Annotated in this window: 21 protein-coding genes and 1 tRNA gene; 5 read left to right on the top strand and 17 right to left on the bottom strand. The window is 66.7% G+C overall.

Annotated features, from left to right (window positions below; genetic code table 11):
* The 9 genes from CYJ22_RS04675 to CYJ22_RS04715 all read right to left on the bottom strand — a co-directional run.
* Positions 1 to 1,645, bottom strand: a 1,645-nt coding sequence (locus CYJ22_RS04675) for a hypothetical protein (RefSeq protein WP_101601478.1), incomplete at its 3' end; no start/stop codon positions are given.
* Complete coding sequence (locus tag CYJ22_RS04680) at positions 1,630 to 2,433, bottom strand: ABC transporter ATP-binding protein (RefSeq protein ID WP_007589440.1); 804 nt, start codon at positions 2,431 to 2,433, stop codon at positions 1,630 to 1,632. The genes CYJ22_RS04675 and CYJ22_RS04680, both read right to left, overlap by 16 nt.
* Before the next feature lie 107 nt (positions 2,434 to 2,540).
* Positions 2,541 to 3,539, bottom strand: a complete 999-nt coding sequence (locus tag CYJ22_RS04685; protein WP_243390455.1) for a hypothetical protein — start codon at positions 3,537 to 3,539, stop codon at positions 2,541 to 2,543.
* A 72-nt stretch (positions 3,540 to 3,611) separates the two neighbouring features.
* Entirely contained in the window at positions 3,612 to 4,085 is a 474-nt protein-coding gene (locus CYJ22_RS04690) for a peroxiredoxin (RefSeq protein ID WP_034467502.1), read from the bottom strand.
* A 53-nt stretch (positions 4,086 to 4,138) separates the two neighbouring features.
* A tRNA-Leu gene (locus CYJ22_RS04695) sits at positions 4,139 to 4,219 on the bottom strand.
* 83 nt (positions 4,220 to 4,302) lie between these two features.
* A complete protein-coding gene (gene mnmA, locus CYJ22_RS04700; RefSeq protein ID WP_101601481.1) occupies positions 4,303 to 5,394 on the bottom strand; it encodes a tRNA 2-thiouridine(34) synthase MnmA in 1,092 nt (363 codons plus the stop codon).
* Positions 5,395 to 6,600 (bottom strand): cysteine desulfurase family protein, encoded by a 1,206-nt coding sequence (locus CYJ22_RS04705; protein WP_101601484.1) that lies wholly within the window; start codon positions 6,598 to 6,600, stop codon positions 5,395 to 5,397.
* Positions 6,597 to 7,574: an electron transfer flavoprotein subunit alpha/FixB family protein gene (locus tag CYJ22_RS04710; RefSeq protein WP_007589418.1), complete on the bottom strand. Its 978-nt coding sequence runs from the start codon at positions 7,572 to 7,574 to the stop codon at positions 6,597 to 6,599. Before CYJ22_RS04710 ends, CYJ22_RS04705 begins: the two co-directional genes overlap by 4 nt.
* Before the next feature lies 1 nt (position 7,575).
* Positions 7,576 to 8,379: an electron transfer flavoprotein subunit beta/FixA family protein gene (locus CYJ22_RS04715; protein WP_007589434.1), complete on the bottom strand. Its 804-nt coding sequence runs from the start codon at positions 8,377 to 8,379 to the stop codon at positions 7,576 to 7,578.
* A gap of 193 nt (positions 8,380 to 8,572) precedes the next feature.
* Here CYJ22_RS04715 and glgX point away from each other — a divergent pair, with 193 nt between their 5' ends.
* From glgX to glgB, 5 genes are all read left to right on the top strand, one after another.
* Entirely contained in the window at positions 8,573 to 10,861 is a 2,289-nt protein-coding gene (gene glgX / locus CYJ22_RS04720) for a glycogen debranching protein GlgX (protein ID WP_101601486.1), read from the top strand.
* 46 nt (positions 10,862 to 10,907) lie between these two features.
* Entirely contained in the window at positions 10,908 to 12,008 is a 1,101-nt protein-coding gene (gene trpS / locus CYJ22_RS04725) for a tryptophan--tRNA ligase (protein ID WP_007589455.1), read from the top strand.
* Between the two features lie 24 nt (positions 12,009 to 12,032).
* On the top strand, positions 12,033 to 12,290 hold the full coding sequence (locus CYJ22_RS04730) for a hypothetical protein (protein WP_007589449.1): 258 nt from the start codon (positions 12,033 to 12,035) through the stop codon (positions 12,288 to 12,290).
* Positions 12,291 to 12,472: 182 nt separating this feature from the next.
* Positions 12,473 to 14,515 carry a maltotransferase domain-containing protein gene (locus CYJ22_RS04735; protein ID WP_101601564.1) on the top strand — a complete coding sequence of 681 codons (2,043 nt, stop codon included), beginning with the start codon at positions 12,473 to 12,475 and terminating at the stop codon, positions 14,513 to 14,515.
* 163 nt (positions 14,516 to 14,678) lie between these two features.
* Positions 14,679 to 16,874 carry a 1,4-alpha-glucan branching protein GlgB gene (gene glgB, locus CYJ22_RS04740; RefSeq protein WP_007589445.1) on the top strand — a complete coding sequence of 732 codons (2,196 nt, stop codon included), beginning with the start codon at positions 14,679 to 14,681 and terminating at the stop codon, positions 16,872 to 16,874.
* Positions 16,875 to 16,979: 105 nt separating this feature from the next.
* Here the strand turns inward: glgB and CYJ22_RS04745 are convergent, their stop codons facing one another.
* The 8 genes from CYJ22_RS04745 to nucS all read right to left on the bottom strand — a co-directional run bounded on the left by CYJ22_RS04745 (position 16,980) and on the right by nucS (position 24,117).
* Positions 16,980 to 17,153 (bottom strand): hypothetical protein, encoded by a 174-nt coding sequence (locus tag CYJ22_RS04745; RefSeq protein WP_007589422.1) that lies wholly within the window; start codon positions 17,151 to 17,153, stop codon positions 16,980 to 16,982.
* Positions 17,154 to 17,195: 42 nt separating this feature from the next.
* Positions 17,196 to 18,101 carry a tetratricopeptide repeat protein gene (locus CYJ22_RS04750; protein ID WP_165782124.1) on the bottom strand — a complete coding sequence of 302 codons (906 nt, stop codon included), beginning with the start codon at positions 18,099 to 18,101 and terminating at the stop codon, positions 17,196 to 17,198.
* Between the two features lie 99 nt (positions 18,102 to 18,200).
* Positions 18,201 to 19,199 carry a hypothetical protein gene (locus CYJ22_RS04755; RefSeq protein ID WP_101601488.1) on the bottom strand — a complete coding sequence of 333 codons (999 nt, stop codon included), beginning with the start codon at positions 19,197 to 19,199 and terminating at the stop codon, positions 18,201 to 18,203.
* The gene (locus CYJ22_RS04760) at positions 19,199 to 20,656 is read right to left on the bottom strand and encodes a hypothetical protein (protein WP_034496831.1); all 1,458 of its coding nucleotides are present in this window, start codon (positions 20,654 to 20,656) and stop codon (positions 19,199 to 19,201) included. The genes CYJ22_RS04755 and CYJ22_RS04760 overlap by 1 nt, the downstream gene beginning before the upstream one ends.
* Before the next feature lie 152 nt (positions 20,657 to 20,808).
* A complete protein-coding gene (locus CYJ22_RS10275) occupies positions 20,809 to 21,051 on the bottom strand; it encodes a hypothetical protein (RefSeq protein WP_081493508.1) in 243 nt (80 codons plus the stop codon).
* A 50-nt stretch (positions 21,052 to 21,101) separates the two neighbouring features.
* On the bottom strand, positions 21,102 to 22,292 hold the full coding sequence (locus CYJ22_RS04770; protein WP_034496815.1) for an N-acetylglucosamine-6-phosphate deacetylase: 1,191 nt from the start codon (positions 22,290 to 22,292) through the stop codon (positions 21,102 to 21,104).
* 26 nt (positions 22,293 to 22,318) lie between these two features.
* Complete coding sequence (locus CYJ22_RS04775) at positions 22,319 to 23,425, bottom strand: DNA glycosylase AlkZ-like family protein (protein WP_101601491.1); 1,107 nt, start codon at positions 23,423 to 23,425, stop codon at positions 22,319 to 22,321.
* Positions 23,425 to 24,117 carry an endonuclease NucS gene (gene nucS / locus CYJ22_RS04780; protein ID WP_007589403.1) on the bottom strand — a complete coding sequence of 231 codons (693 nt, stop codon included), beginning with the start codon at positions 24,115 to 24,117 and terminating at the stop codon, positions 23,425 to 23,427. The genes CYJ22_RS04775 and nucS overlap by 1 nt, the downstream gene beginning before the upstream one ends.
* Positions 24,118 to 24,120 lie beyond the last annotated feature (3 nt).

Below are 24,120 nucleotides of genomic sequence, written 5' to 3' on the forward strand. Positions count from 1 at the left end.
GGTCCCACACGCGCCCGCCAATGCGGACCGCTGCCTCAAGGACGAGGACCGACCACGCGAGGGCCACGACGTATGCGACCCAGTCGGGAACCAATCCGAAGGATGCCAGCACGAGCAGCACGTAGGACGGGATCTGCAGAAGCGCGGTACCCGCGAAGCCCACGAGCTGCAGCAGCATCGTCATCAGGAAGGAACCGGTCCCCTTCGTCGCGAGCGGGGACGTGCCCGGAGGCTGCACGGGGTACACCCACCGCGCGTTCACGACGAGGGTCGTCGCGGCCGCACCCGCAAAGAGAACGACGCCTATCACCTGGTGGAACACGAAATCGGTGGCACTCGCACCGGTGACGGAATCGTGAATGAGGTAGCCGATGACCTGGGGTACTAACACAATGAGCGAACCGACGAGGCGTCCGCGACGTTCCTCGCGACCGCTCATCCCCGACGAGACCACGATCCACGCGCCCGTCGAGTCGTATTGCATGAGCGCGCCGGTCGTCAGGCCCGTCGTGATGGGCACCAGGTAGAGGAAGATACCCGCCGAGAAAGCGAACGACTGCCCCTCAGCAACCAGCCGCCCCATGAAGATCGCAACAATCGGGAACAGCAGCGCAAGCGCCATGTTCATGTTTAGACGCGTATCGACGATCCAGTAGCGCAGCGTACGCGCGGCCAGGGAAGCGCTGCGCACGCCGAGGCCGAGGCGCGTGAACAGGTCGACGCTGCGCAGGCCGGCGGCTCGCGACTGCTCGGAGCGGCGACTGCGCGCTTCTTCTTCGAGGGATTCGTCGATGAGGTGGCGTCCCTCGTCGATGGCGCGCTGCGCGTCGGCGCTGATCTCACCGGCGTAGCCGCTCATGACGGGGCGCAGGACGGCGAGCCATGCGCGCCAACCGAGGACGGCGGTCACGACCGTGATGAGAGCGCGGATCGCCGCGGCCACCCACGCGCCCTCGAGCAGAGAGGCAACAACGCCAAAAGGTGCGCCGAAGGGAGTCCACAGTGCAACGTTCACACCCGCCTTGAAGGCCTCAAGGGAAAAGTTCCGGGTCAGCAAAGACATCCAGTAACCCAAGGGGGTCAGCACCAGCATGAAGACGACGGCGCCCAGCGCTGTGACAGCATCCTTCTTGCTCGAGCTGTCCAGACGTACGGCGAACCAGGTCCCAACCGCGCGCGCCCAGAGCACCGCGAGAGGCAGCGTCACGAGCCCAGCGATGAACCAGCCGAGCGCCTCAAGCCACTGGGCGCGCCACAGCGCGAACCAGACGGGCAGGAAGAGGATCATCGCGGACAGGAGCCCGCCGGGACCGACCGCCGTCGAGGCGGCCAACCCCGCCCCGAGGCGCTTGCTGGGTCCCACGTAGGGCGACAGGCGCACGGGATCGAGAGAGTTGTCCATCGAGGCGAAGATGATCGGGAGGACCAGCCACAGCAGGAAGATGAAGGGCCCAGCAATCGGCATCACCGGCGTGGCCAGGGAGGCCTCGTCGGAGCGAGCGAGGAAGGCGGTGCCCAGGAGCACGGAGGCGTAGATTGCGCCAAAGTACAGGACGCCGAGGACTGCGAGAACGAGGACAACCGTCTGTTTGCGGACGGTGTTCCAGATGATGCGGAGCTTAAGGCGAATCAGTTGCCCAACCACGACAGGCCTTCCTCGGAGTGGACGCCGCCAACCAGGGAGGTGAAGCGCTCCCCCAGGTCGCCGCCCTGGGCTACCTCGTCGGTGGTTCCAGCAACGAGCACGCGCCCCTTGTCGATGATGGCCACGTGCGTACACAGCTGCTGGACGGTTGCCATCACGTGCGAGGACAGGATGACGGTGCCACCGCGCTTGGTGTAGTCGGTGAGAATCTGGCGGATGTTGGCCGCAGAGACAGGGTCGACGGCCTCGAAAGGCTCGTCGAGGACCAGGACTCGCGGGGAGTGAATGAGGGCGGCGGCCAGCGCGATCTTCTTCGTCATGCCCGCCGAGTAGTCGCTGATCAGCTTCTTCCCGGCCTCGGCCAGGTCGAGGGCCGCGAGGAGTTCCTGAGCGCGCTCGCGGGCGACGGACGCGTCCAGACCGTGCAGCATGCCCACGTGGACGAGGAAGTCAGGGCCGGAGAGGCGGTCGAGAAGCCGCATGCCGTCGGGCATGACGCCGAGGAGGGCGCGTGCTTCCTGGGTTCGCGCCCACACGTCGACGCCATGAACGAACGCCGTCCCCCGGTCGGGGGTGAGCAGGCCGGTGGCCATGGTCAGCGTCGTCGTTTTACCAGCGCCGTTAGGACCAACGATCCCGTAGAAGGATCCGGTGGGGATGTCGAGGGACAGGTCGGCGACGGCGACGAGGTTGCCATAAATCTTGACGAGGCCTCGGATCGCCAGTGCGACATCTTCCCCCACGGGGGCGGCGGGTGCCGCAGGCACGGCGGGCTGCGAATCGGACACGAGATACTCCTTCACGCATTGAAATACCCGCTCATTTTACGAGCGATACATGGCAATGCGGAAAAACATATCTCAGATGATGACCCTCCCCCGGGCCGATCACGCCGTCAGCGGGAGCTGACGATGACGGTCAAGCCCTGGTCCGGCTCGTATGTCCAGGTCGCCTTATAGGCGCCCCACTCCTCCGACTGGGTGCCATCGATCGCGCGGGTCGCGTACATCCGCTCGCGCACGGCCGCGGGGGTGCCAAGCTTGCCGAGCACGCACTGGAAGATCGGCGTCGTCAGGCTATCCCCACTATCGGAGAAGGCCTCGAGGGTCAGCGAGCTCTCATCGCTGGCCAAGCGAGCATGCAAACCACGTGCATGGCAGGAGTCGACGGCGTTCGTGAACCCGGAAGAACCCGTCGACCGCGCAATAAACAGTCCACCAACTACGGCCGCAACAATCATGAGCGCGGAGATGAAGCCAAGGAGGAACATGACGAGGCCATGGTGGCGCTGCCCATGACGCGCCGAACGGTCGCGACGCTCCAGCCGCGACTCAATCTGGCCAGCACGGCGAGCCTGCGCCTCACGCCGAGAAGCACCTCCGACATGGGATGCCTGCGCGCTCCCCCGCTCCGGGGACGACGCCTCAGCAACCGCGCGCTGCTGCCCACCATCTCGTTGTGCGGACACGCCCACAACGCGCATGGTCGTGCGATGCCAGTCGCGATGGACAGGGACACCGGGGTGCTGGTCAGCCTCGAAGGCCACCCCTGCCTCGTCACGATGCGCATATTCGCGGGCGGGAGTGGGAGGCTGGGCGATCCCCCCAGTCTGTGCGGGAGCATCGCCGCGCGCAACAGCTTGTTGCTGCGCTACCGTGACAGCGTCCTTCGAGGGACGAGAATCATTCGAGGAGCGAGGCGCACCGGAAGCCTTGCGTCGAACCACCGCGACCTCGGCGGTGACGACCTGTTCGGCGGGAGAGGACTCGGGCGCACGGGACATCGTGGGCAGGCTGGGCTGCTTGCGCAGACGCATGGGCGCAGCATCGGCCGGATAGTCCTGCGTCACCTGCCCCGCACCGATTCGATACGCGTCAGGCGTCCTGGCCCCCATAACTCCTCCATTAGTAACTAGCTGTCAGTTTCTTGACAATCATATGTGCTAGTTACTTGAAAAGCAACGGGGTTAGTCGATACCGAGCGCCTTACGCAGACGAGCCACGTGACCCGTTGCTTTCACGTTGTACTGGGCCAGGGCGACCGTACCGTCGGGGTTGACGACCACGGTCGAGCGAATAATGCCCACATAGGTGCGGCCGTAGTTCTTCTTTTCACCCCACGCACCGTACGCCTCGAGAATCTCGTGATCCGGGTCGGAGGCCAGCGGGAAGGTGAGAGACTGCTTCTCAGTGAAGCGCTCGAGGGCGGCCATCGAGTCGGCCGAGACGCCGATCACCGAGTAGCCGGCACCCTGGAGCGAGGCCAGGGAATCGCGGAAGTCGCAGGCCTCCTTCGTGCAGCCGGGCGTGGAGGCCTTCGGGTAGAAGTAGACGACGACGCCGCGCGACGAGGCGGCGAGGAGATCAGACAGGGACAGGGTTCCCTGAGTGGTCTCGGCGGTGAAGTCGGGGGCCTTGCAGCCAATTTCCAAAGCGCTCATGACCTCAGTCTATCGACCACCGCCGCCCGGAGGCGACCGGGCACGGGCAACTGTGCGCGAGATGGGACTCGAACCCACACGTCAAAGACACTGGAACCTAAATCCAGCGCGTCTGCCAATTCCGCCACTCGCGCGCGCACCCCAGTCTAACCGATGTGCCCCGGAGCGTCTGCATGCCCACGCCCACGTCTCTCGACGGCGCGCACGCCCGAGACCTTCAGCGCCCGGTTGCGTCGATGGTCCCCTCGCCGAGGACTCGGCTCCCCCGATAGACGACCATCGACTGGCCGCGCGCAACACCGCGCGCACTGTCCTCCAGGACAACGCTGATCGTTCCGGCGTCCAGGTCGCGAGTCAGCGACGCGACGGGCACGGGCGTGCCGTGCGCGCGCAGCTGCACAAAGAGGTCGGTGGCGTCGGAGCCGTCGTCGTCGGAGGCGAGCCAGACGGCGTCCGTGGCCGTGATGCGGGAGATGGACAGGAGCTCAGACGCCCCAACGACGACCTGGTTGGTCTCCGGCCTCGTCTCAAGGACGTAGCGGGGCCGCCCGTCAGGTGCGGGCGCGCCGATGCCGAGGCCCTTGCGCTGGCCAACCGTGTAGTTCCAGTAGCCCTCATGGTGGCCCAACACCTCGCCGTCGGGGGTGACGATCTCACCCTCGGAGGCGCCCAGGTGAGCGCGCAGGAAGCCCTGCGTGTCACCGTCGGGAATGAAGCAGATGTCGTAGGAGTCGGGCTTGTTGGAGACGCCCAGGCCGAGGCGCTCGGCCTCGGAGCGTACCCACGCCTTGTTGGGGGCATCCCCCAACGGCAGGACGACGCGGTGAAGCTCCTCGGGCCCCATGACGGCCAGCACGTAGGACTGGTCCTTGAGGTTGTCGGCGCCGCGGTGCAGCTCGGGCCCGGCCTCCCCGTCGACAATGGCCGCGTAGTGGCCGGTGCACACCGCATCGAAGCCGAGCGCGCGTGCGCGGCTGGCGAGCTCGCGGAACTTCACGAACTCGTTGCAGCGCACGCAGGGGTTGGGGGTACGCCCGGCCTTGTACTGGGCGACGAAGTCGGTGATGACGGCCTGCTCGAATTCCTGGGCGAGATCCCACACGTAGAACGGGATGCCGATGATCTCAGCGGCACGCGCTGCGTCCCCGGCGTCCTCGATCGAGCAGCAGCCGCGCGAGCCGATGCGGCACTCCTGGGGCTGGGAGGACAGGGCCATGTGGACACCGACGACGTCGTGCCCGGCCTCGACGGCCTTCGCGGCGGCGACGGCGGAGTCCACCCCGCCCGACAGTGCAGCCAGAACTCGCATCTAGCGCTCCTCGTTTCGTTCGTTGCGTACGTGGGCGATGCCATCCAGGGCGGCACCCGCGCGGATAGCCACGGGCAGGGCGGCCAGGAAGGCGTCGATATCATCGCGGGTCGTCTCGTGGCCGAGCGAGACGCGCAGGACGCCGAGCGCCTGCTCCTCGCTGCGTCCCATCGCCATGACGATCTCGGAAGGACGTGTGACCCCCGCGTGGCAGGCGGACCCGGCGGACACGGCGATCCCGGCCATGTCGAAGGCCATGAGGACAGCCTCGGGGCGGGCGGTGGGCAGGGACAGGTGGATGATCGCGCTCGACGAGGCCGACTCCCCCACCGTCGAATACGTGCCTTCCGGCAGGTGGGAGAGCAGGTGCGCGCGCAGGTCGGCCGCGCGGGCGGCGAAAGCGGCGCGCTCGGCGACGATCTCGGTGAGGGCGGCACCAAGAGCGCAGGCGCCCGCGACGTCGGGCGTGCCCGAGCGGATCGAGCGTTCGTGGCCGCCGCCGGGTCGGTCGGTCGTCATGGGGATGCCGCGTCGGGCGAGGAGAACGCCGATGCCGGCGGGGGCGCCCACCTTGTGTCCGCCGACGCTCATGAGGTCTAGGCGGAGTTCCGCAAACGACACGTCCAGGGTTGGGATGGCTTGGGCGGCGTCGGAATGTACGAGACCTCCGCTGGTGTGCACGAGCTCCGCGAAGTCTGCGACCGGCTGAATCGTGCCAATCTCGGAGGACACAAGGGTCATGGATCCGAGCGCGAGGCGACCGTCCCACGAGGCGGGCACGTCGTCGCCGCAAACACCGGGCAGGATGGACACGCCGCCCGCATCCACGGGCAGGACCTCCCAGGAGAAACCCTCACGAGACGCGACCTCGCGCTGGTGGGCGACCGCATCGTGTTCGAGGCCCGAGACGACGATCAGGTCGCGCGCGCAGTCGCGGCCTCGCATCCCTCGGGACGCAGCCATGACGCCGAGGGCATCGGATTCTGTGGCGCCGGAGGTGAAAATAACCTCGTGAATGTCTGCTCCGAGGGCCGCTGCAACCTGCTCGCGCGCGTCGTCGAGCATGCGACGGGCCCGCCGCCCTCCGAAGTGGAGGGCGGCGGGATTGCCGGGGTGTGCGGCCAGGTCACGCTGAGCGCGGGTCCACGCCTCGAGGGCGCACTCGCGCAGCGGCGTGGTGGCCGCGTGGTCGAGATAGACGCTCACGCCTGGGAGCGCGCCTCCTCGATGGCAGCCAGGGCTGCGGGCACGACCTCAGTGACGTCGCCGACGACGCCGAAGTCCGCGATCTCGAAGATCGGGGCGTCCGGGTCGTCGCACACGGCGACGATGTGGGCGGAGGACTGCATTCCCACCGTGTGGTGGATCGCGCCGGACACGCCCAGGCCGATGTACAGGTTCGGGGTGACGGTCAGGCCGGTCTGGCCGATCTGCTCGGATCGCGGGGCCCAGCCCTCGTCACAGGCGACGCGGGTCGCGCCCACTGCGCCACCGAGCGCCTGAGCGACGGAGCGAACCAGCTCAAAGTCGCCGTCGACGCCGCGGCCACCGCACACGACGGTGGAGGCGTCGGTCAGGGACACGCCTTCCTCCTCGTCGGGAACGGACGAGACGACCTGAATCGCGCTAGCCTCGGGGCTCAGCTCGACGGCAAGGGCCTGCGGAGTCAGGGCGACGGGAGAGGCCACCGGGGCCTCGTCGATGACGCCGGAGGCGATGCCGACGATCGGGGTCTGTCCCTCGAGGACGATGCGCATCGACCAGGAGCCACCCAGTGCGGTCTTGCCGATCTGGAGAACGCCGCCGTCGAAGCCGACGGAGGAGGCACCGGAGACCACGCCGGCCTCGGTGAGGGCGCCGACGCGGCCAGCGATCTCACGACCGCGGTAGTCCGAGCACAGGAGCACCAGGCCAAAGCTGCCACTCGCCAGCGCGGACACAAGCGCGTCGGAGGCGACGACCGAGGAACGCGCGGCGTCACCCAGGTCGGCGTGCAGCAGCTGGGTCGCGCCCAGCTCCGACAGCGCGGCCACGTCGGGGGTGGCTGCCAGGGACAGGGCGACGACGTCGGCAGAGGTCAGGGACACGGCCAGCGTCACGGCCTGTCGGGCCAGGGGCGTCAGGTGATCGCCCACCTGGTCGGCCAGAACGAGAATCGGAGAACTCATTTGCTGCGTCATGTCACTTCACCACCGAAAGGATGTAGTCGGCCAGAGCGCGCCCGCCCTCGCCGGCGTCCTGAATGATCGTGCCGGAGCCGTCGCGGGTCTTCTCCTCGCCGTGGGTGACGGCGGTCAGCGCGCGGCGCATGACGAGAGCCTCGCCACCGGGAACCTCGACGAGGTCGTCGATGCCCCACTGGTCCAGCGGCTTCTTGCGGGCGGCCTTCATAGCGGCGAAGGCCGGGTAACGCGGCTCGTTGATCTGGTCGGTGACGGAGACGACGGCGGGCAGCGCGGCGCGCACGGTCTCGGTGTAGCCGTCGACGGCGCGTTCGATCGTGAGAACACCGTCCTCGACGTTCAGGGAGCGGGCCAGGCCCAGCAGCGGCATGTGGGCCTTGGCGGCCAGGGCGGCGGGCAGCATGGAGGTCATCGCGTCCAGCGAGGCCATACCGGTGATCACGAGATCAACGGGGCCACACTCCTCGGCAATCTTCGCGATCGCGACGGAGAGCACGGAGGCGGTCGTGATGACGTCGGAGCCCTCGAGGAACTCGTCGGAGACGATGTAGGCGCGGTCGGCGCCCATCTGCAGGGCGCGCATGAGGGAGTCCTCAGCGTCCTCGGGGCCCATCGTCAGCGCGACGACCTCGGCCTCGCGACCCGCATCCTCTTCGGATTCCTTGAGCTGGACGGCTGCCTCGATGGCATTCTCGTCCAGTTCGTTGAGCACATCGTCCTCACCGCGCACCAGGCGGCCGCCCTCAAAACGGCGTTCGGACTGCATGTCGGGGACATGCTTCACACACACGACAATTCTCATGACTTCTAGCGTGCCACATTCTGCGCAGCACGCCCATATATATGAGGGTTGCCTCACCAGCGCGTGCCGCTGTTCATACCCTCAGCTGGCCCCCTAATCCGACCGCTTAATTAACGGTCACGTATGATGGAAGATGGCTGTATCTATCAGGCTATGGTGCAGCCAATAAACTGTAAGAAAGAGGCACTGTTATATGTCCGAGCGTTCCGGCTCGTCCAGCGTCCCCACCGTGCGCGTCACCGAACCCAATCCCGTTCCCACCCGTCTGGGGGTTTTCCCGTCGGGCGACGGGCTCGATGTCGCCGTGGTCGCCAGGGGTGCTGCCGGCGTGGACATGTGCATCTTCGACGAGGCCGGGGCTGAGACCCGCTTCGCACTGCTCGGCCCGAAGACCGGCATCTGGCATGGTCACATCCCCGGATACGGTGCGGGCACCCGCTACGGTTTCCGCGTGCACGGCACGTGGGACCCGGACGGCGGCCAGTTCTACAACTCGCATAAGCTCCTCCTCGACCCCTACGGCCGTGGCGTCGACGGCGTCGTGGACATGAAGCCTGCGGTCTACGCGCACTGCGTCGACGACGAGCTGTACCCCTCCGAGTACCCCCTGCGCCGCTCCCCCATCGACTCTGCGCCGTACATGCCGCGCTCGGTGGTCGTCGAGCCTTCCTTCCCGATCAGCCCCCAGCCCCGCGTTCCGTGGGAAACGACCGTCATCTACGAGATCCACGTCAAGGGCTTCACGAAGAACATGCCCGGCGTGCCCGCGGAGCTGCGCGGCACCTACGCGGGTCTGGCCCACCCGGCATCCGTGTCCTACCTGAAGGACCTGGGCGTCACCGCCGTCGAGCTGCTCCCCGTCCACGCTAAGTGCGACGAACCCTTCCTCACTGAACGAGGCCTGACGAACTACTGGGGGTACTCGACTCTCTCCTTCTTCGCGCCCGAGCCCTCCTACGCGACCGAGGCCTCGCGCGAACGCGGTGCCCAGGCGGTTGTCGACGAGTTCCGAGGCATGGTCTCCCTCCTGCACCAGGCTGGTATCGAGGTCATTCTCGACGTCGTCTACAACCATACGTGCGAGGGCGGCGACGCCGGCCCCTCCCTGTCTTGGCGCGGCCTGGACTCCGACATGTACTACCGTCACACCACCTCGCGTCCAGTCCAGATGATCGACGTGACGGGCACGGGCAACACCGTCAACATGGACCATCCGAAGACCATTCAGATGGTGATGGACTCCTTGCGCTACTGGGTGCGAGAGATGGGCGTGGACGGCTTCCGCTTCGACCTGGCGGCCACGCTCGGCCGTTTCTCGACGGGCTTCAGCCCCATGCACCCGCTCCTCATCGCAATGGCCACAGACGACGTCCTGGCCCACGCGAAGCTGATCGCCGAGCCGTGGGACGTGGGCCCGGGCGGCTGGCAGACCGGCAACTTCCCGGTCCCCTTCTCCGAGTGGAACGACCACTATCGCGGCGCCCTGCGTAACTTCTGGTTGGCGGACGTGCGCGCCCAGGCCTCGGGCCACATCGTTTCCGGCCCGAACGACCTGGCGACCCGCCTGTCGGGCTCCCAGGATGTCTTCGAACACGGCCTGGGCCGTCTTCGCGGCCCGCGCGCCTCGATCAACTTCGTGACCGCCCACGACGGCTTCACCCTCGCGGACCTGACGGCCTACGACCGTAAGCACAACACGGCGAACCTGGAGAACAACCGCGACGGCTCGGACGATAACCGCTCGTGGAACCACGGAGTCGAGGGAACGCTGGCTGTCAATGCCACCCACCCCAACGAGATGACGCCCTACGCGATCCTGTCCAACATGACGATCGCCGACCTGCGTGCGCGTTCTCAGCGCAACATCCTGGCGACGATGTTCGTCTCCTCGGGCACGCCCATGTTGACGGGCGGCGACGAGTTCGGCCGCACCCAGTACGGCAACAACAACGCCTACTGCCAGGACGATCCGATCTCCTGGGTCGACTGGGATCTGGCCGAAGGCCAGCTGAAGCAGATCGACACCGTGTCCTGGCTGATCGCGCTGCGTAAGGCGCACCCGGTCCTGCGTCCCGACCGTTTCGCGACCGGCACCCCCTACGGCGGGGACACGATCGCCGACCTGTCCTGGTACACCGCGCAGGGCACCCCGATGCCCGACTACGGCTGGACGGATGCGCGTCACCGCACCTTCCAGATGCTGCGCTCGGGCGTCAAGTGGGGCGACCGCGACGCGCTCATCATCATCAACGCAAACCTGGACGGTGCTGAGGTTACCCTGCCCGAGGGTCACGACCTGGACTGGCTGGTCGCCTACTCGACCGTGTGGGCGACGCCCTCGCAGGGCGGCATCGGCGAGACGCGTGACCCGGGGGTTCTCTCCCTCGAGGTCGAGCACGTCGCTCCGCGCTCCACGCTGTCGATTGAACCGCTGTCCGTGACGATTTTGCTCTCCGACGTCGCCTTCCAGCCCGAACGCTGAGCACCACAAGTTTCATTCATTTCCACCCACTCGTTAGGATTGACGCATGACTCGCAGTGAAGATGCCCTGGAAACCGCAACCTCCGATGCCTCGCTGGCCCGCTCAAAGGCCCGCAGCGCCGAGATCGACCTGGCAATCGACCAGGATCCCTCGCGTTTCCGCATCCTCACGGGAGACCGTCCGACCGGCCACCTGCACCTGGGCCACTACTTCGGCACGCTGCGTAACCGCGTACTGCTGCAGAACCGCGGGGTTGAGACCTGGGTTCTGGTCGCCGACTACCAGGTGATCACCGACCGTGATGGCGTGGGCCCGATCCGTGAGCGCGTCCTCGGCCTCGTCGCCGACTACCTGGCTGCGGGCATCGACCCCGAGCGTTCCACGATCTTCAACCACTCGGCAGTTCCGGCCCTCAACCAGCTGATGCTGCCCTTCCTCTCCCTGGTCACCGAATCGGAGCTGCACCGCAACCCGACCGTGAAGGCCGAGCTGGAGGCTACCGAGGGCCGCGCCATGACGGGCCTCATGCTGACCTACCCGGTCCACCAGGCAGCCGACATCCTCTTCTGCAAGGCGAACATCGTGCCCGTGGGCCAGGACCAGCTCCCCCACCTGGAGCAGGCTCGCCTGATCGCCCAGCGCTTCGACAAGCGCTACGGCCGCGCCACCCCCGAGCGCCCCGTGTTCCCCCGCCCCGAGGCTCTCCTCTCCGAGGTGCCGCTGCTGCTGGGCACGGACGGCCAGAAGATGTCGAAGTCGCGCGGCAACACGATCGAACTGCGTATGACCGCGGACGAGACCGCGAAGATCCTCAAGAAGGCGAAGACCGACGCCGAGCGCCGCATTACTTTCGATCCCGAGGGTCGCCCCGAGGTCTCCAACCTCCTCATGCTGGCCTCCCTGGCCACCGGCGAGGCCCCCGAGGCCATCGCGGACCGCATCGGAGACGCGGGCGCCGGCATGCTCAAGTCTCTCGTCACCGAGTCGCTCAACGAGATGCTCGCTCCCCTGCGTGAGCGCCGCGCCGAGCTCATCGCGAACGAGGACTACCTGCTGTCCATCCTGCACGCCGGCAACGAGCGCGCGAACGAACAGGCCGATCAGACCCTGTCCGAGGTCCGCACGGCCATGCAGATGGTCTACTGATCCCACACCATTTTGGAGAAACTTATGGCATACAACCAGTTCCCCGAGCACCCCGACGACTCCGTCGGCGCATGGATGCTCACCCTGTTCCTGGTCGGCATTCCGGTGGTCGGTTTCATCTACCTGCTGATTCTCGCCCTGGGTTCCGGCGGCTCGCCTGCGAAGCGTAACTTCGCGCGCGCCATGTTCATCTGGCAGATCATCGGCATCGTCGCGACGATCCTGATGTTCATCCTCTTTGGTGGTGCGATCATGGCGGGGCTGCAGAACAGCGGCTACTGAGCGCTGCGTCTTTTCGGAGGGTAGTTCCTGGACATACAGGGGCTACCCTCCGTCGTTTCTGTTGGAATTCCGCCCTTTCGGACGACAGTTGAAATCTTGACAGAACATAAGGACATCGATCAGTGCGCCGAGGCATGGGCCTCACTTTCACGCGCGCGCATCCATAGGCTACTGTGGGTCTCGTGAGCGAGAAACTGTTGCCCCGTATCCCGATCATTGAAGTGTTCCCCGTCATCGAGGACGGCACACTTCCCGCCAAGGCGACCGAAGGCGAGCCTTTCCCCATTCGTGCGACCGTGTTCCGCGAAGGACACGACGCATTCGCCGCCGAGGCCGTCCTGCTGCGCCCGGACGGGGGTGAATACTCCCGCACGCGCATGGTGGACATCGCCCCCGGCCTCGACCGGTACGAGGCCTGGGTGGTAGCCGACACCCCAGGCGCGTGGTCTTTCCGCGTGGACTCCTGGTCGGATCCCTACGCGACGTGGCGCCACGACGCGACGGTGAAGGTCGGCGCCGGCGTCGACGTCGAGCTCATGCTCGAAGAGGGTGCCCTCCTCATGGAGCGTGCGGCCGAAGGCACCGCCTACGGCAACCCCTCCCAGAAGCGTCCCCCGGCCTCGGACATTGACGTCCTGACCGACGCGGCGCGCCGCCTGCGCGACACCAGCCATTCCGCCCAGCAGCGCCTCTCCGCTGGCATCTCCTCACGCGTGCGTCTCATCTTCCGCGACCACCCGCTGCGCGACCTGCTGGACTCCTCCCGCGTGTACCCGCTCGACGTGGCCCGCACGAAGGCCCTGGCGGGCGCGTGGTACGAGATCTTCCCGCGCTCGGCGGGCGCCTTCCAGCGCCCCGACGGCACGTGGGTCTCCGGCACGCTCGCGAGCGCCGCGGAGGACCTGCCGCGCATTGCCGGCATGGGCTTCGACGTCGTCTACCTGACCCCGATCCACCCGATCGGAACGACGCACCGCAAGGGCAAGAACAACTCCCTGGAGGCCGCTCCCGGCGATCCGGGTTCGCCCTACGGCATCGGCTCCCCCGAGGGTGGCCACGACGCCATCCATCCCGAGCTCGGTGACTTCGCCGACTTCGACCGCTTCGTCGAGCGCGCCCGAGGCCTCGGCCTGGAGGTCGCTCTCGACCTCGCCCTCCAGTGCTCCCCCGACCACCCGTGGGTCAAGGAGCATCCCGAGTGGTTCACGACCCGCGCCGACGGCACGATCGCCTACGCGGAGAACCCGCCGAAGAAGTACCAGGACATCTACCCCCTGAACTTCGACAACGATCCCGAGGGCATCTACCAGGCCGTGCGCGACGTCATCGAGCTGTGGATCAACCACGGCGTGACGATCTTCCGCGTCGACAACCCGCACACGAAGCCCATCCCCTTCTGGGAGCGCCTGCTCGCCGACATCAAGGCGCAGTACCCGGGCACGCTCTTCCTGGCGGAGGCCTTCACGCGCCCCGCCATGATGCGCACCCTCGGCGCGATTGGCTTCGACCAGTCCTACACGTACTTCGCGTGGAGGACCGCCAAGGAGGAAATCGAGGAATACCTGCGTGAGGTCTCCGAAGAGACGGCGCACCTCATGCGCCCCGCCTTCTGGCCCACGACGCACGACATCCTCACCCCGCAGATGTGGGACGGTGGCACCGCGATCTTCGCGATCCGCGCGATGCTCGCCGCGCTCGGTGCACCCACGTGGGGCATCTACTCGGGCTACGAATTCGTGGAGAACGAGCCGCGCGGCACCTACCAGGAGCCCAACAACAACGAAAAGTACGAGTTCCGCCCCCGCCGCTGGCAGGACGCCGAGCCGATCGGCATCTCACGCCTGTTCACTCTGCTCAACGCCGCGCGAGCCAAGCACCCCGCGCTGCGCCAGCTCCACCAGATCCGCATCCACCCGACGTCCTCGGATCGCCTCATCGCGTTCTCGCGTCAGGTGCCCGGCAAGTTCACGTCGGACGGCAAGCCCGACACCGTCATCTGCGTGATCTCCCTGGATCCGCACAACGGCGTGGACGCCTCGGTCGAGCTCGATCTGGAGGCGATGGGCCTGGCCACCCCGGGTGGTCACATTACGGTCGTCGACGAGCTGGACGGACGCTCCTACGTGTGGGGCTCGTCCAACTGGGTGTCGCTGTCCCCCGTGACGCGCCTGGGCCACGTCTTCAAGGTCGAGCCCGCGCACTCTTCGCCCTGGGCGCAGGCCTAAGAAAGCTTGTGCGCCCGGCGCTACCACGTCACCGCGCCGGGCGCACGACACCCCTCCATAACCCCACCAATATGAGACCCGGCTCCCTTTTTTGCCGGTCAGACGTTAGACTTATCAGCACCAGTGAACTGAGCGGTTCACCCTTCTGGAGTAAGGAAAATCCATGAGCTTCGAACTTACGCCGATCCCGGTCAATGACGACATTCTCGACGCCGTTGCCTCAGGCTCCTACTACTCGCCCCACTCTGTGCTGGGCGCCCACCTCGGTGACGACGGCGTCACCATCCGAGTCGTCGCGCACCTGGCCGACGCGGTCGACATCATCACCCCCACCGGCGCCTACGCTGCGACGCACGAGCGCGGCGGCATCTGGGTCGCGGCCCTGCCCGGCAAGGAGATCACCGCCTACCGCGTGTCCATCACCTATGGCGAGGACACGATCGTGCGCGACGATCCCTACCGCTACCTGCCGACCCTGGGTGAGATGGACACCTACCTCATCTCCGAGGGCCGCCATGAGGACCTGTGGAAGGTTCTGGGCGCGCACGTGAAGACCTACACCGACGAGCTGGGTGAGACCACCGGTACCGCATTCGCCGTGTGGGCTCCCAACGCCCGCGCCGTGCGCGTCGTCGGCGAGTTCAACTACTGGGACGGTACGCAGACCTCCATGCGTTCGCTGGGTTCATCCGGCGTGTGGGAGATCTTCGTCCCCGAGGTCGGCGTTGGCGCCCGCTACAAGTTCGAGATCCAGGGCCCCGGCGGCAACTGGTTCGAGAAGGCCGACCCGATGGCCCGCGCCACCGAGATTCCCCCGGCCACAGCCTCGGTCGTCACCGACTACTTCCACGAGTGGACCGACCAGGAGTGGATGCAGGCCCGCCGTGAGCGCAACGTTCACGATGGCCCGATGTCCATCTACGAGGTCCACGCGGGCTCCTGGCGTCAGGGCCTGGGCTACCGCGAGCTGGCCGACGAGCTGGTCCCTTACGTCAAGCAGATGGGCTTCACGCACGTGGAGTTCATGCCGCTGGCCGAGCACCCCTTCGGTGGCTCGTGGGGCTACCAGGTGACCTCCTACTACGCGCCCTCCTCGCGCTACGGCACCCCGGACGACTTCCGCTACCTGGTGGACGCCTTCCACCGCGAGGGCATCGGCGTCATCCTGGACTGGGTCCCCGCCCACTTCCCCAAGGACGACTTCGCGCTGGCTCGCTTCGACGGCACCCCGCTGTACGAGGATCCGGACCCGCTGCGCGGCGAGCACCCCGACTGGGGCACCTACGTCTTCAACTTCGGCCGCCGCGAGGTGCGTAACTTCCTGGTCGCCAACGCCCTGTACTGGCTCGAGGACTTCCACATCGACGGCCTGCGCGTCGACGCCGTGGCCTCGATGCTGTACCTGGATTACTCGCGCAAGGACGGCCAGTGGCGTCCCAACCAGTACGGTGGCCGCGAGAACCTGGAGGCCATCGAGTTCATCCAGGAAGCCAACGCGACCGCGTACCGTCGTCACCCCGGCATCATCATGATCGCCGAGGAGTCCACGGCGTGGCCCGGCGTGACCGCCCCGACGTCCGGCGGCGGCCTCGGCTACGGCATGAAGTGGAACATGGGCTGGATGAACGACACCCTGCGCTACCTGAGCGAGGATCCGGTCAACCGCCGCTGGCACCACGGCGAGCTCACCTTCTCGCTGGTCTACGCCTTCTCCGAGAACTACGTGCTGCCGCTGTCGCACGACGAGGTCGTGCACGGCAAGGGCTCGCTGATTTCGAAGATGCCCGGCGACAAGTGGCAGCGCCTCGCGGGCCTGCGTTCGCTGTACGCCTACCAGTGGAGCCACCCGGGCAAGCAGCTCCTCTTCATGGGCCAGGAGATCGGCCAGGAGCAGGAGTGGAACGAGTCCTACTCCCTCGACTGGTGGCTGCTGGATCAGGAGGGCCACGCCGGCGTCGCTGCTCTGGTGGAGCGCCTCAACAAGATCTACGCGTCCTCCCCCGCCATGTGGGACGACGACTACACGGGCTTCGAGTGGATCGACGCCTCGGACGGCGACCACAACCTGATCTCCTACCTGCGTAAGGGCTCGGACGATGCGGGCAACCGCGAGGTCGTCGTGTGTATCTCGAACTTCGCCGGCAACCCGCACGAGGGCTACCGCGTGGGCCTGCCCTTCGGCGGCGAGTGGGTCGAGATCCTGAACACCGACTCCGAGGAGTTCGGCGGCTCGGGCGTCGTCAACGTCGGCACGATCATCGCCGAGGACACCCCGTGGAACGGCCGCCCGGTCTCCGCGTCGCTGCGCGTGCCGCCGCTGGGCGCCGTGTGGCTGGTGCCCGCCTCGCAGGTGCGCTGACGCCGTAGGCTGATACGGGTGAGGCCGGAGCAGGGATTCCTGCTCCGGCCTTCACATTGCCTAGTCGTTGTAGCTACAGCACATGGCGACGCATACGGGCGGCGTTTAAAAGCCAGCCCTCCCCCGATCGATCTGCCCTTGCAGCTTGATCAGTTCGCGCCTGGCCTCCGGGTCGGTCTCGCGGTTAATCTTCTTCGTCAGTTCGTTGTGCGTGGAATGCCATCCGTACCACACGACGACCGCAACGAAGACGACTGCGACGATGATCCATGCTGCCATGACGGGTGCCTCCTTGCACATTCGCTCATTAGCTCGACGGTATCACATGAGGAGCATTGCAAGGCGCGTGCGGGCCTTGGAGACCTCGGGCGTCGATCCCGCGACCCGGAAGAGGTCCAGGAGACGCAGGCGCAGCGCGTCGCGCTCCTCGTCATCCTTCGTAGTCGCCAACAGATCGAGCAGCACGTCGAAGGCTCCAGCGGCATCACCCGCAGCGAACAGAGCATCCGCACGGGCGGCAGGGTCATCCGTGTTCTGTTCGCCGTAAGCCCGCGCCGCGAAACGCACGCGGGACAGATGAGACTTCGCGGCCTCGTCACGCGGATTCAGCTCGATGACCTTCTCCCAGCCGGCGATGGCCTCGTCGAGGTTACCAGCGTCCTCGGCGGCCAGGGGCGCCTCGTGCTCGGGCGGGGTCGGGGCGACCGTGTCTTCCGCGGCCACGGCAATGCGTGTCGTGATGCCCATCTGCGCGGCGGCCTCGAGCACCTGCGTCACGATGGGAAGCACCTGTTCCTTCGCGGCTGCACCCTGGAACAGCGGAACGGGGCGCCCACCAACAAGAGCGACGACCGTGGGCACACCCTGGATCTGGAATGCCTGGGCGATCGCGGGAGCCTTGTCGATGTCGACCTCGACCAGCTGGAACTTGCCCGCCTGCTCACGCGCGATCTCCTCGAGCATGGCCAGTGTCGGCTTGGACTCGAGCGAGCGCGGAGACCACATGACCATGATGACCGGCACGGCCTGGGAGGTGGACATGACGTCCTGGAAGTTTTCCTCGTCAGTCGTGGTGATGAGCGGAATATGCAGGCCCTCCCCCGCTGCGGACGCGGGAGCCTCCGGGGCGGTGGGCGCGCTCGAACGTGCCGACAGGTCGACGGCTCCGTGCGAGTCTGCGGGCATGGGCGTCGTCTCAGATGCGGGGCGAGGGTCAGGCGTGGTCATGGTGTCCTCTTCGTCAAAACAGTTGGTGCTAGGAACGATGATATGCGTCGTCCCCACGACTCTAAGCCGCGGGGACGACGTGTGCGCTGTGGGTGAAAATCAGCCCGGGCTCGACGAAGGATCGAGGGCCACGGACACAATCGTGTATTCGCCGCCGACAACCTGCGGGGTTCCGCCCGCGGTCTTCGAGGGAATGCGCATGAGGACGGTGGCGATATATTCCGCGGTCGCAGTGCCTTCCACCGTCGTGCCGCCCGAGCTCATCGTCGCGGTCTTTCCACCCAGGTTCATGGTCGCACCCGCGACCGTGCGCTGGTAGGTCAGCGTGTACTTGAAGTTGGCGGCCACGAGAGCCGAGCCATCCTGCAGCACCAGGCCGGAGATCGGGTAGTCCGTCGCGGTTGCCGCGGCGGTCACGTTGCCGGCAGCGCTCACCGACGAGTTCAGGTCACTGACACCGGAGAGATAGGTCTTCGTGAAGTCGTCAGCGGGGAACTGCGACGTGTCCTGGGTGCCCGAGTTCAGCATCGTAATGTACTGCGCGAGAGCCGCCTGCGGGCTCACGACGAATCCCTCAGAATCACCGGTCACGTAGGCCGAGCCGGTGCCCACGGGAGGCAGGGTCAGCTGCGTACCACCGAGCAGACGAGCGTAGTTCGTCAGCTGATAATCCGAACGTGCCGAGTCCTGCACGAAGACCTGCAGAACGGGCAGGGCAGTCGTAGAGGACGCGGAGATGTTGAAAATCGCGCGCGGCCACGAATCGGAGTTCGTAATCGCCAGAGACGCCGGGGTGAAGTCCAGGGCCTGCGGGGCCTGACCCGAGGCCGTGGCCAGCGCGTACTGCGCGGTGCGATAGTCCAGCGCGCCCTGAGCGACGCGACCCGACAGGTCGGCTGCATTCAGCGATGCATCGGCCTTCGTCATGGCCTGCCCGGTTGCGTCAAGGACGGAGGAGATGCGCTCGAGGTCCAGATTCGCGGCGCTCTGCACCTCATCGCCCGACTGGGCGACGATCTCGTTCGAGCAGGCGCTGAGCCCCAGCGTCGAAGCCATGAGCAGGGCGGTTGCCGCCGCTGCGACGGTCCTTCTCTTCATCACTTGCCTTCCTGACGGTCCTTGAGCCAACCGGACATGATCGAGGTCCAGCCACCGGTCTTCGACGCGTCATCGTCGGGCGCCGAGGTCGGGGCGGCCGGCTCGGCGGCGCGGGGACGCGTGATCGGAATCAGGCCCGTGTTGAATTCCTGGCCATCCACGACGACGGTCTGCTCGCCGTTGTTGCGCGCTTCGCGCAGGGCGCGGCGCGAAGGCAGCGTGCGGCCACCGCGGATACCGGAGAGGTCAATAACACCGGTGTCGGTCGTGGCGCGCTCCGGCGGATCCTGATCGATCGGGCCGTTGTCGAGGCCGTGGCGTCCACGGCGCTCGAAGGTGTCCGTCAGCGGGTCGGGAACGTAATCGTCCTGAGGCACCTCGTTGCTCGCGGGCTCATTGCTTGCGGCCTCATCGGAGCTGTCGGCGGCCTCGGTCGCATCGTCTGTTTCGGACGGGGCAGCTTCACCGGCGGCTTCTTCTTCGGACGAGGCCCCGTCGGCGCCTTCTTCCTCGGCGGGCGCATTCTCGGCGGACTCATCGGCTGCGGGCGTGTAGACCGCAGCACCCCACTGAGCCTTCTCCTCGACGGGCATCGCTGCGGCGGCGTCGGTGGAAGAGTCGTTCGATACCGTGGCCTCGTCGGCCGCCGGAGGCTCCTCAACGGGAGCGTGCGCCGGGGCAGAGTCACGAGCGGCAGCCACGCGTTCAGCGACGGCCGCAGAGTTGATCGAGGAGGTCTCGAGGGAGTCAGCCTTACGGCGCTCTTCGATGCGGGCCTCGCGGATCTTGCGCAGGCGCAGGAGCTGCCAACGGGTGAGGAACAGGGCGAGGGCGATCAGCGCGAAGACACACGCGGCAAGGAACGCAATGATGGCGAGCGTGTTGGTCTGCTCGACCTTCCAGGTCAGCGTCAGCGTCAGGTCGCCGGGGCCGGCGGCCGACGCGGCAAGAGCGGAACGACCCGACGGAACGTTTTCGAGGTCCAGGCTCACGGTGCCTTCACCGCTGGCCTGCTTGAACCACATGTCGGAGGAGGCGAGCTGCTGCACGAGGTCGGCGGACGACGGCTCGGCAAGGGGCTGCGCACCGGACTGGACGCCCGACTGAGCCCCCGACTGGGCCGGGGTGGGCGACGGGATGCGAGACGGGCCAATCGCATCGTGCGACTCGGCCTTCAGCTTCGTACGGTCCGACTCCACACCGATAACCTCGGTGTAGGCGGCGTCGCCGATCCAACCCTTGACGTCCTGCGTGGTGCCGATGCTCAGCGTCACGGGTGCACCCGACTTCGACGTCGCGGTGACCGTCACGTCGTCCTTCACGATCGACAGCACGTTGCCACGCGTCATGATCAGATCGGTCGCAGACACGACCGACGAGACCTGATGCGTCGGCGGCCGCAGCACGGTCACACCGAGCAGCCCGACGAGCACGCATACGAGAGCCACAACGCCCATCGACGATGCCGCCACGTATCGCTTAAAGAGTTCCACGGTTGCTCCTCACGTCCAACACCCACACTGCGGGTATTCTTCAGCCTCCACTTTACGTGCTAACCCCGTTGACGGCCGAATTCGCACGCGGGGCAGTGATGCATCACATCCATACGTCACAGTGGACGCAGGCGTCGACGCCAGCACTCCGAGTGCCAGTGACGACGACCATCCACACCCTGAGGCAAGCCAAAAGGTGCTTCTTCGGGCCATGCGACGACATGCGCCGTCCCCGCAGGAATCGGACGCAAGCATGCAGGGCATGTGTAGTCCTTTGCCGAACCGGGCAGGCGGCGCACCTGATAATCGCCACCGTCGGGGCCGCGTTCCGTACGCGGCACGGAGGCGAGGCGGTCCATCTGCAATGGACGCGCCTCGCCCCACGGTCGTTTCTTGCTTCGCTTGCCTCTCACGCAACCACAGTGCCACGTCGCCAGACGCGGCGCACGGCGAGGTCAGAGTCGACCTCGACAATGTCAGCCTTCTTGCCGGGCGCAAGGGAGCCAATGGTGTCGTCGCCCAGGATCGTGGCGCCCTGGACGGAGGCCATGTACACGGCGTCCACGAGCGGGATGCCGCCGCGGGTAACGGCGACGCGCACGCAGTCCATGAGGTGTGCGGTGCCACCGGCAATGGCGTTCCCCTGCGCGAGGCGTGCAACGCCATCCTTGACGATGACGTCCTGGGGGCCGAGCGTGTACTGCCCGTCGGCCATGCCGGCGGCCGCCATCGCATCGGTGATGAGGACGACGTGCTCGCGGCCCACCAGCTCGTACACGTCACGCACGAGCGAAGGATCGACGTGGATGGAGTCGCAGATCAGCTCGGCGACAGCTCCGCCGCGAGCGGCATCAGAAAGGAACTCGGCGATTGGACCGGTGTCGCGGTGGTGCAGCGGGCGCATGCCGTTGAACAGGTGGGTGATCGTCGCGCGGGGGCCGCGCTTGGTCTCTACCTGCGCGAAACGCTCACGCGAGTAGGCCAGGGCCTCGCGAGCCTTCACCGAGTTGGAATCGGTGTGTCCCCACGACGGCAGCGCTCCCCCATCGATGAGGGCTTCGGCAACCGAGCCGGGTCCGTAGGCGCCCGGCTTCTCGGGGGCCAGCGTCATGGACAGCGCGTAGCCCTGGCAGTCCTCGATGAGGGTGCGCGTCAGGTCCGCGTCGGGATCGACGATAAACGTCGGATCCTGGGCGCCGCAGCGTTCGTGGGAGACGAATGGCCCTTCGAAGTGGATGCCGGCGAGCTCATCGGCCTTCGCCAGCTCGGCCAGGGTCTTCGCGCGCGCACGCAGCACCTCGGCGGAGGCGGTCACGCAGGATGCGACCAGGGAGGTCGTGCCGTGACGGCGATGCTCGAGGACCGCAACGAGGGCTTCCTCGGCGGTCTCGGCGTTGGGGAAGGACTCTCCGCCGCCGCCGTGACAGTGCACATCAACGAGGCCGGGCAGGTAGGTCGCATCGCTGGCCTCGGGCGCCTCGCCCTCGTACTCGGAAACGGGACACACACGGGTAATAGTCGCGCCGTCGAACTCGATGATTCCATCCTCAACGACGGTATCTTCGAGGACCAGACGGCCACGCAACACAGAAGTAGTCATGCATTAATTGTGGCACACCTGACACATCACTGCTGCGTCTCAGACAACCATTTCTCCCAGTCATCGAACGCTCGTCGCGCTGATTCCTCATAGGTCCCGCAGCCGTCGGCGGTCACAACCTGGCTACCGGGGGCGCGCACGGCAACCAAGCGTCCACCTGCGACAGCAATCGGACGGAACATGCCGTTCTTCGCCGGGCAGATCAAAGCCTCGCCCGCCTCGTCCGTCAGGCAGGAGCGGTCCTTGTAGCCGACATGTAACTCATCAAATGAGGGCAGCGCGAGCATCGCCTCCGCCTCAGCGCGGAAGTCTTCCACGAGATCTGCGAGATCTGCGCGAGCCAGACCGGCTCCATATTCCGCAAGAGGAAGACCTATACTCTCCCCCGCCACGCGCGCCCCGGCCAACGCTCGGCGCGCTTCGGTGAGAGTCAACCCGGTCCACCTAGCCAGGTCCGCCTCGTCGATGGGACCGTGCCCCCAGGCGTAACGCGCTGCCAGGACCGCGAGGGCTTCTTCGTGCCCGGGCTCTCCTTTCGCGACCCCGGGGGCGGCCGGAAGTGAGCGCGCGTCAACGATCAGGTGTTCACCCGCGCGCACGGGCCCCGCGGTAAGCACACCGTCCAGGTTCAGGCGCATGATGAGGTGGCGACGCCGTAGCCCGTCCTGCGCGGAAGAAGTCGTCACCGTATCGATCCCCCTACTACCCCACGCCTCGACAAGCTCGGCGCGGCTCACTCCCTGGGGTGAGGTATCCAGCAGGTCACACGCAACCTGCGCCGCACGTTCGACGAGAGCATCGGTGAGGCCCAGAGAAAGCGCCTGGCGTTCCCACGCCGCACGCCGGTGACGCAGCAGACGGCGCAGCCAATGGTGGTCACGGGCGCTCGTCACGTGAATGGTGCCGCGCATCGGCCAGGAGCGAACCAGCTCACCACGTGCGAATGACTCCTCGACGCGAGCGCGCGACACTCCCGCGCAGCGCACGCCAATCGCCCACGGGATCGCGCTCGCCTGCTGACCTTGCAGTGCCGCCAGATTCTCAACGGTGTCCAGCGGCGAACGCGCCGCGGTCGCAGGGACGAGTCCTTGGGCGATGATTCTCCCCAGGCTCACACGACGGGATGCCTCCATCAGAACAGACGAGACTCGGGGTCATCCACCCCGCGCATCGCGTCGTAGTCGAGTACCACGCAGCGGATACCGCGATCCTCGGCGAGGGTGCGCGCCTGCTTGGTGATCTCCTGGGCTGCGAAAATACCGGTCACATCGCCGAGGAGCGCATCGCGCCCCAGCAGCGACAGGTAGCGCGTCAGCTGCTCAACGCCATCGATGCCGCCCCGGCGCTTCACCTCGATCGCCACGTGATTGCCGTCGGCGTCGCGCACCATGAGGTCCACCGGGCCCACGGGCGTGGGGAACTCGCGGCGCACCAGCTCCCAGCCGTCGCCAAGGATCTGGGGCACCTGCTCCGCGAGTAGCTCCTGCAGGTGCGCCTCGACGCCATCCTTCACGAGGCCGGGATCCACACCCAGATCCTCGGTGACATCCGCGATGATCTCGTGGATGCGGATGATCAGCTTGTCGTCAGTCTTGTCGGCCTGAACCGTCCAGACCTGCTCGACGCCTTCCTCGTCCTCGCCGGGTTCCCCCATGGAAACCGTGCAGGGAGCGGTCATCCAGTTAAGCGGCTTGTAGGAACCGCCCTCGGAATGGATGAGGACAGAGCCGTCACCCTTGAGCATGATGACGCGCTTAGCGGCATCCAGGTGGGCACTCAGACGACCGGAATAATCAACGGTGCAGGAAGCAATAACAATACGCACCCC

The organism is Schaalia odontolytica (assembly GCF_002847525.1).
In the GTDB taxonomy this organism is placed as follows: domain Bacteria; phylum Actinomycetota; class Actinomycetes; order Actinomycetales; family Actinomycetaceae; genus Pauljensenia; species Pauljensenia odontolytica_B.